The organism is Ruegeria sp. BG7, from assembly GCF_056535685.1.
This window is the reverse complement of sequence record NZ_JBQFIU010000001.1, coordinates 155,587-173,052: the sequence shown is the minus strand read 5'-3', so window position 1 is coordinate 173,052 and position 17,466 is coordinate 155,587. Positions and strand designations below refer to the sequence as shown.

Below are 17,466 nucleotides of genomic sequence, written 5' to 3'. Positions count from 1 at the left end.
AGATGACCGTTCTTCAAAACATTGACCGAAACGCAGAGCGTTGGCTGTTGCTGGTGTTCTACGTGATGCTGGTGATCACCATGGCGATCGAAGTGCTGCGGCGTGAGATCTTCGCTTACTCGTCGATCTGGGGCGAAGAGATCGTGCGCTATTCCTTCATCTACCTCGCCTGGATCGGGGCCGCCGCTGCGGTCAAGGAACGTGCGCATATCCGAATTGACGTCATCATGCATTACCTTGGGCCGCGCCCCAAGGCGTTGCTTTATATCTTCGGCGATCTGGTGATGTTCGTCGTGGCCGTTATCGCGCTCTATTGGTCTTACGAGGCGGTTCATGTCTCGGCCAAGTTCGGCTCGGTAACAGATGGGTTGCGGGTTTCCAAAGTCTGGTTCCTGATGGCTGTACCCACTGGATTTGCGCTGATGATCTGGCGGCTGATCCAATCCCTGATGCGTGATCTGAAATGTCTGCGAGACGGCACCCCCGTCTTCGAAGGCGACAAGCTGTTTGACTGAGGAGAAATTGAATGCTTTGGAATTCCCTCAATCAAACCGTTGAACTTGGGTGGGATTTTTATGTCCCCGTGATCCTGTTCGTTGCTTTGATCGCCATGGCTGTGCCCGTTTGGGCCGCCATTGGGTCGGCAGCTATCGTCATGCTGATCATGTCCGGCGACTTGCCGCTAAGCTTGGTGGGCGAAAGCCTTTTCACCGGTATCGATGCCTTTGCGTTGACCGCTGTGCCCCTGTTCATTCTGACCGGGGACGTTCTGGTTCGCACAGGGTTATCGCGCAAGTTTCTGGACGTGGCCGAAGCGCTGACCTGCTTTGCCAAAGGCGGCTTTGGGTCGGCCACCGTGCTTGTCTGTGGCATGTTTGCGGCGATCTCGGGCTCGGACGCGGCGGGCGCTGCTGCTGTGGGTCGGATGACCATCAACCGTCTGGTTGAAAGCGGGTATCCGCGCCCCTATGCCTGTGCGCTGGTAGCCGCCGGGGCCTGTACCGGCATTCTGATCCCGCCGTCGATTGCCTATATCATCATCGGGCTTGTGCTGGGTATTTCAGCTTCGACGCTGTTTCTGGCCGCTCTGATCCCCGGACTGGCCATTCTGGTATCGATCCTGATCACCAACATCATCATGAATCGCCTTTATGCCTATGAGGGCGGCGGGATGATGACTATGGGTGAGTGGCTGTCCAACCTGGGCAAGGCGCTCAAATCCGGCTGGTACGCCTTTATCGTTCCGGGCATCATCTTCTACGGCATCTTCTCGGGTCGCTTGACGCCGACCGAAGCCGGTGCGACCGCTGTTGTCGTCACCATCATCATGGGCTTCATCCTGCGCACACTGACGCTGGCAGACTTCCCGTCGATGCTGGTCAGTTCGGCGAAAGTGAACGGGGTGATCCTGCCCATCATCGCTTTTTCTGCGCCGCTGGCCGAAGCGCTGGCGATTATGGGTGTCCCTCAGGGCTTTGTGACCTCGGTGACGTCGCTGACGGATGATCCTTATCTGCTGATCCTGTTGATGATCGGCATCTTGATCGCGGCAGGCTGCGTGATGGAGACGACGCCTAACATCGTGATTCTTGCACCGATCCTGAAACCGCTGGCAGACAACATTGGCATGAACGAAATCCAGTTCTGCATCATGATGATCACTGCGCTGGGTGTTGGTTTCATCACACCACCGCTTGGTCTGAACCTGTTCGTTGTATCTGGCATTACCGGCGAGTCGATTCTGAAGATTGCCGCCCGAGCTGTGCCCTTCGTATTGACCATGCTGATCGTGGTGCTGCTGATCGCCTACGTACCAGCTGTCTCGACCACCTTGCTTCCTGAAATCTACCAATAGGACCTTTTGAACATGCCCCGTGACTATCTGAAAAAGGCGACCCTTACGGCGCAGTCTCATGCGACCGAGGTGCATGATACGGTCAAGACAATCCTGTCTGATATCGAGGCAGGAGGTGACGCTAAGGCCCTGGAATACGCCGCCAAGTTCGACAAGTTCGAGGGAAATGTCCTGATGACTCAGGACGAGATCGACGCGGCCATTGCGCTGGTGCCCGAAAAGTTGAAGGCTGATATCCGCTTTGCTCATGACAATGTGCGTCGCTTTGCCGAAACGCAAAAGGCCACCGTGTCGGACGTTCAGACCGAGATTGTGCCCGGTGTTGTCGCAGGGCAAAAGGCCATCCCCGTCGATGCGGCAGGGTGCTATGTGCCCGGTGGACGCTACAGCCATATCGCCAGTGCGATCATGACTGTGACCACAGCCAAGGTCGCCGGATGCCGCCACATCACAGCGTGCTCTCCACCTCGTCCGGGCGAAGGGGTTGCGCCTGCGATTGTTTATGCGGCCCATATCTGCGGAGCGGACAGCATTCTGGCGATGGGCGGTGTGCAGGGTGTGGCGGCGATGACCTACGGCCTGTTTGGTTTGCCGCGTGCAAACATCCTTGTTGGGCCTGGCAACCAGTTCGTGGCCGAGGCCAAGCGCATTCTCTACGGCAAGGTCGGTATCGATATGATTGCGGGACCAACTGACTCCCTGATCCTGGCCGATAGCAGCGCAGATGCACATGTGGTTGCCACCGACTTGGTCAGTCAGGCCGAACACGGGTATAACTCTCCGGTTTGGCTGGTGACGGATGATCGTGCGTTGGCTCAGAAAGTCATGGAGCTGGTGCCGCAGTTGATCGACGACTTGCCTGATTTGAACAAGGAAAACGCTGCAGCCGCGTGGAGGGACTATGCCGAAGTCATCGTCTGCGATAATCGCGAAGACATGGCTGCGTGTTCCGATGAATACGCCCCCGAACATCTGACCGTGCAGGCCGAGGATCTGGATTGGTGGTTGGACCGGCTGACTTGTTATGGTTCGCTGTTTTTGGGTGAGGAAACCACTGTATCCTACGGCGACAAAGCCACGGGAACCAATCACGTACTGCCGACCTCTGGCGCGGCCAGTTATACCGGCGGTCTGAGCGTCCACAAATACATGAAGATCGTGACCTGGCAGCGGGCAACGCGGGAGGGGTCCAAGCCCATTGCCGTTGCAACTGCGCGGATTTCGCGGCTGGAAGGGATGGAAGGACATGCACGCGCCGCAGATGTGCGTTTGGCCAAGTATTTCCCGGATGAGCAGTTTGATCTGACCGCTGATGGATGATCCGCGCGCTTTGTTTGACCTGACGGGTAAGGTGGCTTGTGTCACCGGCGCAAGTTCGGGGCTGGGGCGGCAAGTGGCACGCGCGCTTGCAGCCGCAGGTGCGCAGGTTGTTGGCGTGGCGCGGCGCCAAGATGCGTTGGCGCAGATGCAAGCCGAGATTGGATCTCGGTCCGCTTCAGTGGAAGCCGACGTTGCTGATCGTGACGGAATTGTTCGCGTGGCGGAAGCCGTCAGCGCCAAGTTCGGCGCGCCCGACATTCTGGTTCATGCGGCTGGGCTAAACACGCGTGAGGCCGCCGATGATGTGACACCAGAAGGGTGGGACGCCACGCTGGCAGTGAACCTCAGCGCACCGTTTTTTCTAAGTCAGGCCATGGTGCCTGCGATGAAAGACAAGGGGTGGGGGCGCATTGTCAATTTTGCTTCGCTGCAAACAACGCGCGCGTTTCCCGGTGGTATCGCCTATGGCGCAACGAAGGCGGGGATCGGGCAATTGACCCGCGCGATGGCCGAGGCATGGTCGCCCTTTGGCATTACAGCAAATGCCATCGGACCAGGGTTCTTTCCCACGGAGCTGACGCAGGCCGTGTTTGATGACCCAGATCGTGCGGAGCGAAATGCGGTGCAAACCTGCATTGGGCGCAATGGTCGGATGCAGGATATCGACGGCCCGATTCTTTTCCTGTGTTCACGGGCCTCGGACTATGTGACCGGACAGGTTTTGATGGTGGATGGGGGGTTCACAGCCAAATGAAAGCACTGGTTTACAAAGGTGTGGAACAGATGGAGTTCGGCGATGTGCCGAATGCAGTGCCCGCTGCATCTGAACACCTGATCCGAATTGAAGCCGTAGGCATCTGTGGATCAGACATGCACGCGTATCTCGGCCATGATGCGCGGCGACCGGCCCCTTTGATCCTTGGGCATGAGGCCGCCGGGGTGATTGTCGAAGGTCTTCGCGCAGGAGATCGCGTGACGATCAATCCGCTGGTGAGCTGCGGTCAATGTCCAGCCTGCGTAGCAGGTCGTGAAAATCTGTGCCCGGATCGTCAGATCATTTCAATGCCACCACGCGAAGGGGCCTTTGCCCAGTTTGTCTCGATGCCGGACAGAAATCTGGTTGTCGTACCGGATCATATCTCGTTTGCGAAGGCCGCGTTGGCCGAACCACTGGCTGTCAGTTGGCATGCAGCGCGGTTGGCGCTGGAAGCGTTGCACCCGGCGATGCCCCGTCGCGCTCTGGTCATTGGCGGCGGCGCGATCGGGCTTGCCGCCGCATTGGCCTTGCGTGCGATGGAGGTCGAAGATGTCACAATTGCAGAACCCAACGCCTTACGCCGGACTTTTCTGCAGCAGGTTGAGGACTTTAAAATCGGGGACGCTGCGATTGGAAACTTCCCGCTCGTTATCGACGCTGTGGGTTATGCGGCAACACGATCCGTCGCATCAGCCGTCGCGGACCCCGGCGGCGTGATCGCGCATGTAGGTCTTGGCGAAGACACCGGCGGTCTGGACGTGCGCCGCATGACGTTGCAGGAAATAACCTTTATCGGGACATACACGTATACCGCTCAAGACTTCCGCGAGACGGCGGAAGCGATCTTTGACGGACGGCTGGGCGCGTTGGACTGGGCCGAGGAACGCGCCCTGGCTGAAGGGGCGCAGGCATTTCGCGATATCCGCTCTGGTGCTGTGGCAGCCCCTAAGATTATCCTGAGACCCTGGGCATAGTCCCGCCAGATTTGGAGGCCTCGATGTATAAAAAAGTTCTTGTCCCTATGGCATTGGATCACGGCATATCGCAGCACACGCTGGAAGTTGCACGCGCATTGTCGGAAAACGGGGCCGACATAATCGCATTGCACGTTTACGAAATGCCACAGGGATCTGTCAGTGCCTACCTGGATAAATCCGTTGTCGCAGAAGGGTTTGACCGTGCGCGACTGAAACTGTTGGAAAAGGTTGAGGGCCTTGAAGGTGTGACACCCGAAATCGTCAAAGGCCACACTGCCCGGACGATCATTGATTATGCCACAAGCAGGAGCATCGATTGTATCGTCATTGGTTCTCACCAACCGGGGTTGAGCGACTATTTCCTGGGATCGACAGCTTCGCGCGTTGTTCGTCACGCGCCGTGCGCCGTGCATGTGCACCGCGGTCTGACTTGATTCCTGGCATTGACGGCCATTGAACTTGGAGTTTCTGCAAGGAACGACCGGCAACCAAGTGCCGGTCGTTCCAATGTATGATTATCCGCGACGCCGACGGCGACGGCCGCCACCGGCTTCGGCGTCGGCACCGCCTGTGTTGAAGCTTGGGTGGGGCAACGTGACAACCTGCGCCAGTTCCGGGAATGGATCAGTTTTGTGTGGAATCGCGTTGGCCGCGACGAAGTGATCCTGGAACTTTGGTTCGATAGCGGTTTCAATTTTCGTGATCTCGCGTACGACGCGTTCAATCTCAGTCCGTGCTGCGATATTGCACAGTGCAATACGTGCACCGGTTCCTGCGGCGTTGCCCGCGCTAGTGACCTTGTCCAGCGGCGCATCCGGGATCATCCCCAGAACCATCGCATGCTTGGTCGAGATATGCGCCCCGAACGCACCGGCCAGAACCACACGATCGACACGGTCGACATCCATCTCATCCATCAACAGGCGCGCACCGGCATAAAGCGCCGATTTTGCCAGCTGGATGGCGCGAATGTCGCCTTGGGTGACGGTGATGCGCGGGCCACCTTCGGCGCTGGCGTCGTGGATCAGATAGGCATGGGTTCGTCCTTCGGGGACACAGCGTGCTGTACCGGTCTGCTCGGCCGAACCAATCAATCCGCTTTCATCCAGCAAGCCGGCGATACGCATTTCAGCAACGGCCTCGATGATGCCGGAACCACAGATGCCTGTGATGCCAGTGGTTGCTATATCTTGGTCAAACCCGTCCTCATCCGACCACTTTTCGGACCCGATCACGCGGAAACGTGGTTCTTTGGTAACAGGGTCGATCTCAATCCGCTCGATTGCGCCGGGGGCCGCGCGCTGCCCCGAGCTGATCTGAGCACCCTCAAACGCAGGTCCGGTTGGCGAAGAACAGGCTAGAACGCGGCTGGTGTTGCCCAACAGGATTTCCGCGTTGGTGCCTACGTCCACGATCAAGACCAGATCTTCGGATTTGCCCGGTTCCTCCGACAGCGCCACGGCTGCGCAGTCCGCGCCCACATGGCCCGCAATGCAAGGAAGGATGTAGATCTGTGCGCGCGGGTTCATGGTCGTCAGATCCATCTCGCGCGCGGGCAGGGACATGCTTTCCGATGTGGCCAGCGCAAAAGGCGCTTGCCCCAGCTCAACCGGATCCAGACCCAACAGCAAGTGGTGCATGACCGGGTTACAAACAAATACGGTTTCCACGATCAGTGCGGCGTCGATCTTGGCCTCTTCGGCAATTGAGGTGGTCAGATCGTTGATCGCCTCGCGCACGGCTTTGGTCATTTCCTGATCACCACCCGGATTCATCATTGAATATGAAACGCGGCTCATCAGATCTTCGCCAAAGCGAATTTGCGGGTTCATCAGACCCGAGGACGCCTTGACCTCACCCGTTTCCAGGTCGGTCAGGTGGGCTGCGATGGTGGTCGAGCCGAGGTCGATTGCCAAGCCATAAAGCCCGCCTTCATGCAGGCCCGGCCAGATTTCGACAATGCGGGCAACGCTGTCGTTGTGGCCCTTGTGAACGGCCACCGTGGCCTCCCACTTGCCCTTGCGCAGAACCGGCTGCAGCTTGGACAAAAGCGACAGATCGGCTGTGACAGCTTCGATCTTCCACTGCTCGCGCAGGGCGCGTTCCAGACGCTCAAGATCGCCCGTGGGCGAATGCATGTCGGGTTCTTCGACGACCACGAAGTACAGGCGGGTGGCCGGGTCCATGGTGATGGCGCGGGCCGCGGCCGCCTTACGCACGACCTGACGGTGCACCTGGCTTTCGGGTGGGACATCGATCACGACATCACCTTGCACGGACGCCTGACATCCCAGACGACGGCCCGGTTTCAAGCCTCGCTTGTCGTCATAGCGCTGTTCAACCGCGTTCCATTCGCTCAGCGCGTTTTCGGATACGGTGACGCCGTGCTTGGGAAACTCGCCGTAGCTGGGTGTGATCTGACATTTGGAGCAGATTCCACGCCCGCCGCAGACCGAATCCAGATCGACGCCCAACTGACGGGCCGCAGTTAGAATCGGAGTTCCAACAGGGAAGTGTCCGCGTTTGCCAGAGGGCGTAAAGACGACAAGTGGGTCGGTGGTCATCAGAGACATACCTTTTCATATTCGCGCGTATTGGGCGCAAGATATGATGTTGAGCGCAAAGGGAAAGGGCTATCAGCGGCACGATTTGCTCAGCTTGCGGCGTTTTCTGTACCGCCATTGCCCTGAGTTGCTTTGGGGGGCTTTCCCTTTGGTTCAATCCATGCGATAGGGTCGCCGTCAAACGGGCTTTTGCATGGGGTTTTCAGATGCAGATTCGTGAGGCACTCACCTTTGACGACGTTCTTCTGGTTCCGGGCGCATCTTCAGTGCTTCCGGCGACAGCAGATACCACCACACGCGTGACGCGTGAAATCACCATGAACATACCGCTGCTGAGCTCGGCCATGGACACCGTGACCGAGGCGCGCATGGCGATTGCAATGGCTCAAGCCGGTGGCATCGGGGTCATTCACAAGAACCTTTCGGTCGAAGAGCAAGCCCGCGAAGTGCGCCGGGTCAAGCGGTTTGAATCGGGTATCGTTTATAACCCTGTCACGTTGCGCGCGGACCAGACGCTGGCAGATGCACAGGCCCTGGTGGAACGCTACAACTTCACCGGTTTCCCTGTCGTGGATGCGGAAGGCCGCGTTGTGGGCATCGTGACAAACCGGGATATGCGGTTTGCCACTTCGGACGATACTCCGATCAAGGCGATGATGACGGCTGACAATCTGGCCATGCTGCAAGAACCCGCAGATCTGGAAGAAGCCAAAAGCCTGATGCGGGCCCGACGCATCGAAAAGCTGCTTGTGGTAGACGCTCAGGGGAAACTGACCGGGCTTTTAACTTTGAAAGACACTGAACAAGCCGTCTTGAACCCTACAGCTTGCAAAGATCGGCTGGGCCGTCTGCGCGTGGCTGCCGCCACGTCGGTCGGGGACGCAGGGTTTGAGCGCTCGGAACAACTGGTGGATTCGGGTGTGGACATCATTGTGGTCGACACTGCTCATGGCCATTCGCAAGGCGTGTTGGACGCGGTAAAGCGCGTTAAGACGCTATCCAATGAAGTTCAGATCATCGCAGGAAACGTGGCCACGGGTGAAGCGACCAAAGCATTGATTGATGCGGGGGCTGACGCCATCAAGGTTGGTATCGGTCCGGGGTCGATCTGCACCACGCGAATGGTGGCGGGCGTTGGCGTACCGCAGCTGACCGCGATCAGTGATTGTTCGGCAGCCGCAGGTGACGTGCCCGTCATCGCTGACGGAGGCATCAAATTCTCGGGCGATTTTGCCAAGGCGATTGCTGCAGGTGCCTCTTGTGCCATGGTCGGTTCGATGATCGCAGGCACCGATGAAAGCCCGGGCGAAGTGATCCTGTATCAGGGCCGCTCGTTCAAATCCTATCGCGGGATGGGAAGCCTGGGTGCCATGGCGCGTGGATCGGCGGACCGGTATTTCCAGAAGGACGCTGCCAATGACAAGCTGGTGCCTGAAGGTATCGAAGGGCAGGTACCTTACAAAGGCTCCGCCAGTGCTGTGATCCACCAGCTTGTGGGCGGCCTGCGTGCCGCAATGGGCTATACTGGATGTGCGACCGTTGAAGAGATGCGCAAAAATTGCAGCTTTGTTAAAATCACCGGTGCCGGTCTGAAGGAAAGCCACGTGCATGACGTTCAGATCACCCGCGAAAGCCCCAATTACCGGGTGATGTGATCTGCTGACCTGTTGCATGCGGCGCCCAGACACGGGCGCCGTTTTGCGTTCACCCACACCTTAGGGAGGTCGACATGACCCCGGCAGCTCGTGTTCAGGCCGCGATTGAAATCTTGGACGAGATTTTGACCGGAGCGCCCGTTGAAAAGGCGTTGACCGGATGGGCACGTCGCAGCCGCTTTGCAGGATCAAAAGATCGCGCAGCGGTACGGGATCATGTGTTTGATGCACTGCGCTGCCAGCGATCCTTTGCAGCGCTTGGCAGCAGCCACAGCGGACGCGGATTGATGATCGGAGCGATCCGGGCGCAAGGTGGGGACACAGCAGCCATATTCACAGGCGACAGACATGCGCCTGATCCCGTGCAGCCGTCAGAGACCTCACGGGCCTTTCGGTCAGACGCCGAACGATTTGATATTCCCGAATGGCTTTGGCCCCGGTTTTCGGCTTCGTTGGGATCTGAGACTCCGGCCGTGGCCGAGGCGCTGCAATCACGCGCTCCGGTGCATTTAAGGGTGAACTTGCTCAAAGCTGATGCGGCGTCTGCGATAGCCGCACTGCAGGCCGACGGTGTTATTGCACAACCTCACGCGTTTTGCACGACAGCTTTGGAAGTGACCGAAGGCGCGCGTAAGATTGCACAGGGCCGCGCCTATCAGGACGGGTTGGTCGAATTGCAGGACGCTGCCAGTCAGGCGGTTGTTTCGGCGCTAGAGCTTCAGCCGGGCATGCGTGTCCTTGACTACTGCGCAGGGGGCGGTGGCAAATCGCTGGCCTTGGCTGCGTTTAAAGGTGTTGAAGTCTTTGCCCATGACGTGAATGCAGCCCGGATGCGGGATCTTCCTGCGCGCGCAAAACGCGCCGGGGCCCGCGTGAAGATTCTGACGTCAAAGGATCTAGACGCACAAAAGCCCTTTGACATCGTACTTGCGGATGCTCCGTGTTCTGGAAGCGGGTCGTGGCGGCGCGCACCTGCGGGAAAGTGGGCTTTGACCGAAGAGCGCTTGCAAGATCTCACGCAAATCCAATCCGGAATTTTACAGAATACGACCGCTTTAGTTCGAAAGGGCGGTGTGTTCGCCTATGCGACCTGCTCGGTTCTGACTGACGAAAACGGCTCAATCGTTGATTCCTTTTTGGCGCGAAACCCGGAATGGGCCGAGACATTTCGCAAATCATGGCAAGTCGCACACGGGTCAGACGGGTTTTTCACGGCACACTTGACGAGATAAGGCTCCGGCAAATAACAACCTAAGGTAGATAATTTCCCGCATTCTTTAGTTAAGCGGGCATTAACCATTTTGGATGTTACTTCCGACACCTTTTTGCGTTTGAGCCGTTTATGTCTGACACTGCATTTTCTGTACGCGACCTCTCTTACACCCAACTGCCTTCAGCGACGCGCGTAGGATCGCTTCTGAGCTTGGCTCTTTTGATCGCCTTAGCGCCAATCACAGGTCTGTTGCCGCCGGAGTGGAGTTCTGGCCTTACAGTGGCCGGTGTTTCCCTTTTATTTGCGGTGCTTTGCGTCACGATAAAGGGGCGATTGGCCATCCGATCCGCACAGCGCAGTGCAGCCCTGATGAGGGCATTTGCGGAACTGGAGGTTGCCCCCTTTCTGGTGGCCGACAGGTTTGGCGATATTCTGGTCGCGAACATACACGCACAAAAACGGTTTGGGGCCGAAACTGGTAAGTCCCTGAGTTTATGCTTGCGATCGACCTTTTCGAACCCTCAGGCCGTTTTGCTTCGGTTGCAATCTCAGGCACAATCGCATGGCCGTGCCTATGATGAGTTTCCCAACAGCGCGAACATGTTATCCCTCACCGTGTCTCGGCTGGACACCGAGTTGTTTTGTTGGCGCTTTGAAGAGGGCGAGGGGGCAAACAGCCGTGACTTGGCCATCCCGGTTCTTTCCGTTGGGCATAAAGGCGAAATCCAGCATGCCAATTCCGCTGCCGAAAAGATGCTTGGTTCTGACGTGAAACGTGTTCAGGACGTCTTTCTTGACGGTGCACCGGTAATTGGGGCCACAAATTTGGTGAACGCCCGTGACGGTCTGGTCTCAGCCGCCGTCGCTAATTTGTCGACCACGGGGTCGAAACAACATTTGGGCCTGATCCCTGTCGGCACGTCCACAACACAAGGTGCCGGTGCGTCTTTCGAGGATCTTCCGATTCCAATCCTGACCCTTTCGTCGGACGGCACAATCCTCGACACGAACAGGCTGGCGATAAAGTTGTTGGGGAAAGACAGCCTAAAGGGAACCTGTATCGACGACATCATGCGAGGGCTGCGGGTTCCGCTTCGGGATTGGCTTGCAGGGGTCGCTTCGGAAGATGATGTACCTCGGTCAGAGTTTCTGCAGCTTAGCCGAGACGACAAAGAAATTTTTGTTCAAGTCACATTGAGCAAAGTTGTCATCGACGGCAAGGTGGGGCTGATTGCAGTCCTGAACGACGCGACTGAGCTGAAAACGCTGGAGGCGCAATTTGTTCAGGGTCAGAAAATGCAAGCCGTGGGGCAATTGGCCGGAGGCGTCGCGCATGATTTCAACAATCTGCTAACAGCGATTTCCGGTCACTGCGATTTGTTGTTGTTGCGGCACGACCAGAACGATCCGGATTTTGGGGATCTTGTTCAGATCAACCAAAACGCCAACCGTGCCGCGGCCCTGGTCAGTCAGCTTCTGGCGTTCTCGCGAAAACAAACGCTCAGACCCGAAGTGTTGGATCTGCGCGACACGATTTCGGACCTTATTCACCTGCTAAACCGTTTGGTGGGTGAAAAGGTGCAATTGACGCTCAGTCATGACCCGGTTCTCAAACCGGTGCGGGCAGACAAACGACAATTGGAACAGGTTCTGATGAACCTTGTCGTCAACGCCCGAGACGCAATGCCTGACGGCGGAGAGATTCGTATCGAAACCGAAGTTATGCGATTGTCCCAACCGTTCAGCCGAGATCGGGCGACAGTTCAACCTGGCGAATACGTCACGGTCAAGGTGGTGGACAGCGGGACAGGTATTCCAGCCGACAAGCTGCAAAAGGTTTTTGAGCCGTTTTATACAACAAAACGAACAGGTGAGGGTACTGGACTTGGTCTTTCGACCGTCTATGGCATTGTGAAACAAACAGGCGGGTTCATCTTCGTCGATAGTGTTGTCGGGCGCGGTACAGAGTTCACAGTCTTTTTGCCGGTGTGCGCGACTGATGAAAAAACCGAGATCACAAACCCGGCAAAACCTGACGCGCAAAGCGCACGGCAAGGCGAAGGGGTGGTGCTGCTGGTCGAAGACGAGGCACCGGTTCGCGCCTTTGCCACCCGCGCGCTGCGATTGAAAGGTTATACCGTTCTCGAAGCGGATTCGGCCGAAGAGGCGCTGAAACTTCTCGAGGACGCGTCGTTGAACGTGGATGTCTTTGTGACGGATGTGGTCATGCCGGGAATGGACGGGCCTACCTGGGTCCGCAAAGCGCGGGAAACGCGCCCGGACGCGCGCGTTGTCTTTGTATCAGGATATACCGAGGGCGCATTCGGCGAGTCCGGGCCGGGCATTTCAAACTCAACGTTCTTGCCCAAACCTTTCTCACTCAATCAGTTGACCGAGGCTGTTTTTCAGCAAATGAACTGATCAAAGCGCCGCGTTATGAATGGCAAACTCCGCTGCATGTGAATTGCGGAATTGTCGTTCAGTACTCGGCGAAAGGCTCAGATCTCCTGCAGGTGACACGTTTTCACGTGGCAAGACGATGTCCATGTTCAGCCGCGTTTGCAAAAAGTCCAAAATCCCAGTCTGGTTTTCATATTTGAAGACATGTGTCGCTCCACGCCCATTGCTTCGGGTGCGGAAAAACTGACTTTGGCTTCCAACATCGGCAAACTCAGGGCGTTGGTTTTGCATATAGGCTTGCACAAACTTGTCAAAACTCATGTCGCGGGTGGAATGAGGGTGACCAATCAGGTCTTCGCGACTGCGAAACCGATACCAACTGCCCAGCCAGTCGATGGGTTCACGTACAACAGCCATGATTTCCATTTCCGTGTCGTACATTTTCAAAAACATGTTTTGAAAAAAGCGGTCAAACCGGCGCACCGGCGCGTGTTTCAGTTCTGGTGGATGAGTGACCACAAGATCAGCTCGATCACGCAAGGCCGTATGATAAGCCGTGCTGCCAGTCTTGGGAACGGCAAGAAAAGCCAGACGTTCTTCAAAGAAAACAAGCATGTACCGCGTTCCGCCTTGTCCTGATTGCTTGCACAGATTGTCGTAAACGACTCTTTAACACAATTGCAGAAGAGTGAGTTCTGTAAGTTTTAGTTGAAATGTTCTCTTTTTGGTCCCATAAGGAACAAGAGGCGAACAAAGCAGCGATTGCCGCCCGATCAAGGGTGTGACAAAAGGGAAGGCGACAGGACAATGGCGGATCTTCTGACAATGAGCGACAAGAAAAACGCAGACAAGCAAAAGGCGCTCGACAGCGCACTGGCCCAGATCGAACGGCAATTCGGTAAAGGCTCGATCATGAAGCTGGGCGAAGGTGCCACGCAGGATATCGAAGCAAGCTCAACCGGCTCGCTGGGTTTGGACATCGCGCTGGGAATCGGCGGCCTGCCGATGGGGCGGATTGTTGAAATCTACGGCCCGGAAAGTTCGGGTAAAACGACGCTGACACTGCATTGTATTGCCGAACAACAAAAACGCGGTGGTGTTTGTGCCTTTGTTGATGCTGAGCACGCGTTGGACCCGCAATATGCCCGCAAACTGGGCGTTGATTTGGATGAGCTGCTGATTTCGCAGCCGGACACGGGTGAACAAGCTCTGGAAATCACCGATACGCTGGTGCGGTCGGGTGCGGTCAACATGGTCGTTGTCGACTCGGTGGCGGCGCTGACACCGAAATCCGAGCTTGAAGGCGACATGGGCGACAGCAATGTTGGCGTTCAGGCCCGTCTGATGAGTCAGGCAATGCGGAAACTGACCGGTTCGATCAGCCGTTCGAATTGTATGGTGATCTTTATCAACCAGATTCGGATGAAAATCGGTGTGATGTTCGGCAGCCCGGAAACCACCACCGGTGGTAACGCGTTGAAGTTCTACAGCTCTGTGCGTCTAGATATCCGCCGCATCGGTGCGATCAAGGACCGGGACGAGGTTGTCGGCAACCAAACACGCGTCAAGGTCGTGAAGAACAAAGTTGCTCCTCCGTTCAAGCAGGTCGAATTCGACATCATGTACGGCGAAGGTATCTCGAAAATGGGTGAGCTACTGGATCTGGGTGTTAAAGCTGGCGTGGTCGAGAAATCGGGGTCTTGGTTCAGCTATGGCGACGAACGGATCGGGCAGGGGCGTGAGAACGCCAAGCAATATTTGCGTGACAACAGCCGGATCGCCTTGGACATTGAAGACAAGATCCGCGCTGCACATGGGCTGGATTTCGATATGCCACCGGGTGCTGTCGAGGATGATGATATCCTTGAAGCGTGACGATCGCTGATTGGAAAACTGGAAGTCCGGTTATTTCCAAACGAAAGTAGGCAAGAACGAAACAAGGCGGTCCATCGGGCCGCCTTGCTGCATTCTGGCGCACCTCTGCTGTGGACACTTTTCTGACAGAGGGATAAACCTGCGGTGACCAAGATTTATGTGCGCCGAGAGAGCCCTATGCCAACCCTGAACGACATCCGATCGACCTTTCTGAACTACTTTGAAAAACAGGGGCATGAGGTTGTGGCATCCAGCCCGCTGGTGCCGCGTAACGACCCAACGCTGATGTTCGTGAACTCGGGCATGGTTCAGTTCAAGAACCTGTTCACCGGTCTGGAAACCCGCGACTATACACGTGCCACGACGGCACAGAAATGTGTACGGGCCGGTGGCAAACATAACGACCTCGACAATGTGGGCTATACCGCGCGTCACCACACGTTTTTCGAGATGTTGGGCAACTTTTCATTCGGGGATTACTTTAAGCATGACGCTATCCCGTTCGCTTGGAACCTGATTACCAAGGAATTCGGCATCGACAAGAACCGCCTGTTGACCACGGTCTATCACACCGATGACGAGGCGTTTGAGATCTGGAAAAAGGTTGGCGTGCCCGAAGATCGCATCATCCGGATCGCGACCAATGATAATTTCTGGCAGATGGGCCCGACCGGACCCTGCGGACCATGCACCGAGATCTTCTATGACCATGGCGATCACATCTGGGGTGGCCCTCCGGGATCGGCCGAAGAAGATGGCGACCGTTTTATCGAAATCTGGAACGTCGTCTTCATGCAAAACGAGCAGTTCGAAGACGGCTCGATGGTCGAACTGGACATGCAGTCCATCGACACTGGTATGGGACTGGAACGGATCGGCGCATTGCTGCAGGGCAGCCATGACAACTATGACACTGACCTGTTCAAAACTCTGATCGAGGCGTCTGCAGATGCGACCGGCGTGGATCCCTATGGTGACCAGAATGTGCATCACCGCGTGATTGCTGACCACCTTCGTTCCACCTCGTTCCTGATTGCCGATGGGGTCATGCCCAGCAATGATGGGCGCGGTTATGTTCTGCGCCGGATCATGCGCCGCGCCATGCGCCATGCGCACCTGTTGGGGGCCAAGGATCCTGTCATGCATCGCCTCGTGCCGTCGTTGGTGCAGCTCATGGGAGGGCATTACTCGGAGTTGACCCAGGCCCAGCCCTTAATCGAAGAGACGCTGTTGCTTGAGGAAACCAAGTTCAAGCAAACACTGGATCGCGGTTTGAAGCTGTTGGATGACGAGGTTGCAGGGCTAGCCGAAGGCGCGCCTTTACAAGGGGCGGCGGCTTTCAAACTCTATGACACCTATGGTTTCCCATTGGACCTGACGCAGGATGCGCTGCGCGAGAAGGGTCGTGCCGTCGATACCGACGGGTTTGATTCTGCAATGGCCGAACAGAAAGCCAAGGCGCGGGCGGCCTGGGCCGGGTCTGGCGAAGCTGCGGATCAGGCGGTGTGGTTTGACGTGCTGGACTCAGCCGGTGCGACGGATTTCCTTGGGTATGAGACAGAGAAGGCCGAAGCGCAAGTTGCCGCGCTGGTCGTAGATGGCGCTTTGGTCGATGCCATCGAAGCAGGGGGCAGCGGTTGGGTTGTCGTGAACCAGACCCCGTTTTATGGCGAGGCCGGTGGTCAGATTGGCGATACGGGTGAACTGCGCCGAGTCGAAGACCGCGATGACCTCAGCCGGGTGGAGGACACCCGGAAACTCGCCGACGGCAAAGTCTATGCACATAAGGTAACGGTCGAAAACGGCAAGCTGTCCAAAGGCGACGCGGTCGAGCTTGAGGTGGATCACGCCCGCCGTACTGCCATTCGCGCCAACCATTCGGCCACGCACCTGCTACACGAAGCACTGCGGGAAGCATTGGGGGATCACGTGGCGCAGCGTGGCTCGCTGAATGCAGCAGATCGTCTGCGGTTTGATTTCAGCCATTCCAAAGCGCTGAGCCTTGAGGAAATCCAAAAGGTCGAGCGCGAGGTGAACAGCTTCATTCGCCAGAACTCGACCGTTGAAACCCGGATTATGACCCCTGACGATGCGCGTGAGCTTGGAGCCCAAGCGTTGTTTGGCGAGAAATACGGCGACGAAGTGCGTGTTGTCTCGATGGGTAAGGCGCCAACTGGCAAGGGACAGGATGGCGAAACTTGGTCGATCGAACTGTGCGGCGGTACGCATGTGCGCCAGACAGGGGATATCGGCACGTTTGTGGTACTGGGCGACAGCGCCAGCAGCGCCGGTGTGCGCCGGATCGAGGCGTTGACCGGGGATGAGGCGAACCGTTACCTTTCGGCTCAGGATCACCGACTTGCGCAGGTTGCACTGGAACTGAAAGCGCAACCGGACGACGTTGTCGCGCGGGTAAAGAGCCTGCTGGATGAACGCAAATCGTTGCAAAACGAAGTCGCTCAGCTGCGTCGCGATTTGGCAATGGCAGGTGGCGCCGGGCAGGGTGGCGGAAGCGAAGCGCGCGAAGTCAACGGCGTCAAGTTCCTGGCACAAGCCCTGAGCGGTGTGTCGGGTAAAGACCTTCCGGCGCTGATCGACGAACATAAAGCCCGTCTAGGAACAGGTGCCGTACTGCTCATCGCAGATACGGGCGGTAAGGCTGCGGTCGCAGCCGGTGTGACCGACGACCTGACCGGAACCGTTTCGGCGGTGGATCTGGTCAAGGCAGCGGTTGTTGAGCTGGGTGGCAAGGGCGGCGGAGGCCGACCTGATATGGCCCAGGGCGGCGGCAAAGACGCTTCGAACGCAGATGCCGCGATCAAAGCCGCAGAGCAGGTATTGGGAGGATAA

Annotated in this window: 13 protein-coding genes; 11 read left to right on the top strand and 2 right to left on the bottom strand. The window is 57.1% G+C overall.

The features are described 5' to 3' along the window. The first annotated feature begins 2 nt into the window (after window positions 1-2). The 6 genes from ACR3EH_RS00910 to ACR3EH_RS00885 are packed head-to-tail and all read left to right on the top strand — an operon-like array spanning window position 3 to window position 5,343. The gene (locus ACR3EH_RS00910; protein WP_171089940.1) at window positions 3-515 is read left to right on the top strand and encodes a TRAP transporter small permease; all 513 of its coding nucleotides are present in this window, start codon (window positions 3-5) and stop codon (window positions 513-515) included. An 11-nt stretch (window positions 516-526) separates the two neighbouring features. After that, on the top strand, window positions 527-1,855 hold the full coding sequence (locus tag ACR3EH_RS00905) for a TRAP transporter large permease (RefSeq protein ID WP_171089942.1): 1,329 nt from the start codon (window positions 527-529) through the stop codon (window positions 1,853-1,855). A gap of 12 nt (window positions 1,856-1,867) precedes the next feature. Next, entirely contained in the window at window positions 1,868-3,175 is a 1,308-nt protein-coding gene (gene hisD / locus ACR3EH_RS00900; RefSeq protein ID WP_171183144.1) for a histidinol dehydrogenase, read from the top strand. After that, entirely contained in the window at window positions 3,168-3,929 is a 762-nt protein-coding gene (locus ACR3EH_RS00895; protein ID WP_171183146.1) for an SDR family NAD(P)-dependent oxidoreductase, read from the top strand. The genes hisD and ACR3EH_RS00895 overlap by 8 nt, the downstream gene beginning before the upstream one ends. Then, window positions 3,926-4,906, top strand: coding sequence for a zinc-dependent alcohol dehydrogenase (locus tag ACR3EH_RS00890; protein WP_171183148.1), 981 nt, complete (start codon window positions 3,926-3,928; stop codon window positions 4,904-4,906). Before ACR3EH_RS00895 ends, ACR3EH_RS00890 begins: the two co-directional genes overlap by 4 nt. Window positions 4,907-4,929: 23 nt before the next feature. After that, entirely contained in the window at window positions 4,930-5,343 is a 414-nt protein-coding gene (locus ACR3EH_RS00885) for a universal stress protein (protein ID WP_171646931.1), read from the top strand. A gap of 81 nt (window positions 5,344-5,424) precedes the next feature. Here ACR3EH_RS00885 and ACR3EH_RS00880 read toward each other — a convergent pair whose 3' ends face one another. Then, the gene (locus ACR3EH_RS00880; RefSeq protein ID WP_171183631.1) at window positions 5,425-7,473 is read right to left on the bottom strand and encodes an ASKHA domain-containing protein; all 2,049 of its coding nucleotides are present in this window, start codon (window positions 7,471-7,473) and stop codon (window positions 5,425-5,427) included. 206 nt (window positions 7,474-7,679) lie between these two features. Between ACR3EH_RS00880 and guaB the strand changes: the two genes are divergently transcribed. From guaB to ACR3EH_RS00865, 3 genes are all read left to right on the top strand, one after another. Next, window positions 7,680-9,128: an IMP dehydrogenase gene (gene guaB / locus ACR3EH_RS00875; protein WP_171183152.1), complete on the top strand. Its 1,449-nt coding sequence runs from the start codon at window positions 7,680-7,682 to the stop codon at window positions 9,126-9,128. Window positions 9,129-9,202: 74 nt separating this feature from the next. Next, a complete protein-coding gene (locus ACR3EH_RS00870) occupies window positions 9,203-10,360 on the top strand; it encodes an RsmB/NOP family class I SAM-dependent RNA methyltransferase (RefSeq protein ID WP_171646932.1) in 1,158 nt (385 codons plus the stop codon). Window positions 10,361-10,470: 110 nt separating this feature from the next. Further along, complete coding sequence (locus ACR3EH_RS00865) at window positions 10,471-12,762, top strand: ATP-binding protein (protein WP_171646933.1); 2,292 nt, start codon at window positions 10,471-10,473, stop codon at window positions 12,760-12,762. Here ACR3EH_RS00865 and ACR3EH_RS00860 read toward each other — a convergent pair whose 3' ends face one another. Further along, window positions 12,763-13,356: a sulfotransferase family 2 domain-containing protein gene (locus ACR3EH_RS00860; protein ID WP_171646934.1), complete on the bottom strand. Its 594-nt coding sequence runs from the start codon at window positions 13,354-13,356 to the stop codon at window positions 12,763-12,765. It lies immediately after the preceding gene. Between the two features lie 192 nt (window positions 13,357-13,548). Here ACR3EH_RS00860 and recA point away from each other — a divergent pair, with 192 nt between their 5' ends. Continuing rightward, on the top strand, window positions 13,549-14,616 hold the full coding sequence (gene recA, locus ACR3EH_RS00855; protein ID WP_171183159.1) for a recombinase RecA: 1,068 nt from the start codon (window positions 13,549-13,551) through the stop codon (window positions 14,614-14,616). 177 nt (window positions 14,617-14,793) lie between these two features. After that, entirely contained in the window at window positions 14,794-17,466 is a 2,673-nt protein-coding gene (gene alaS, locus ACR3EH_RS00850) for an alanine--tRNA ligase (RefSeq protein ID WP_171675549.1), read from the top strand.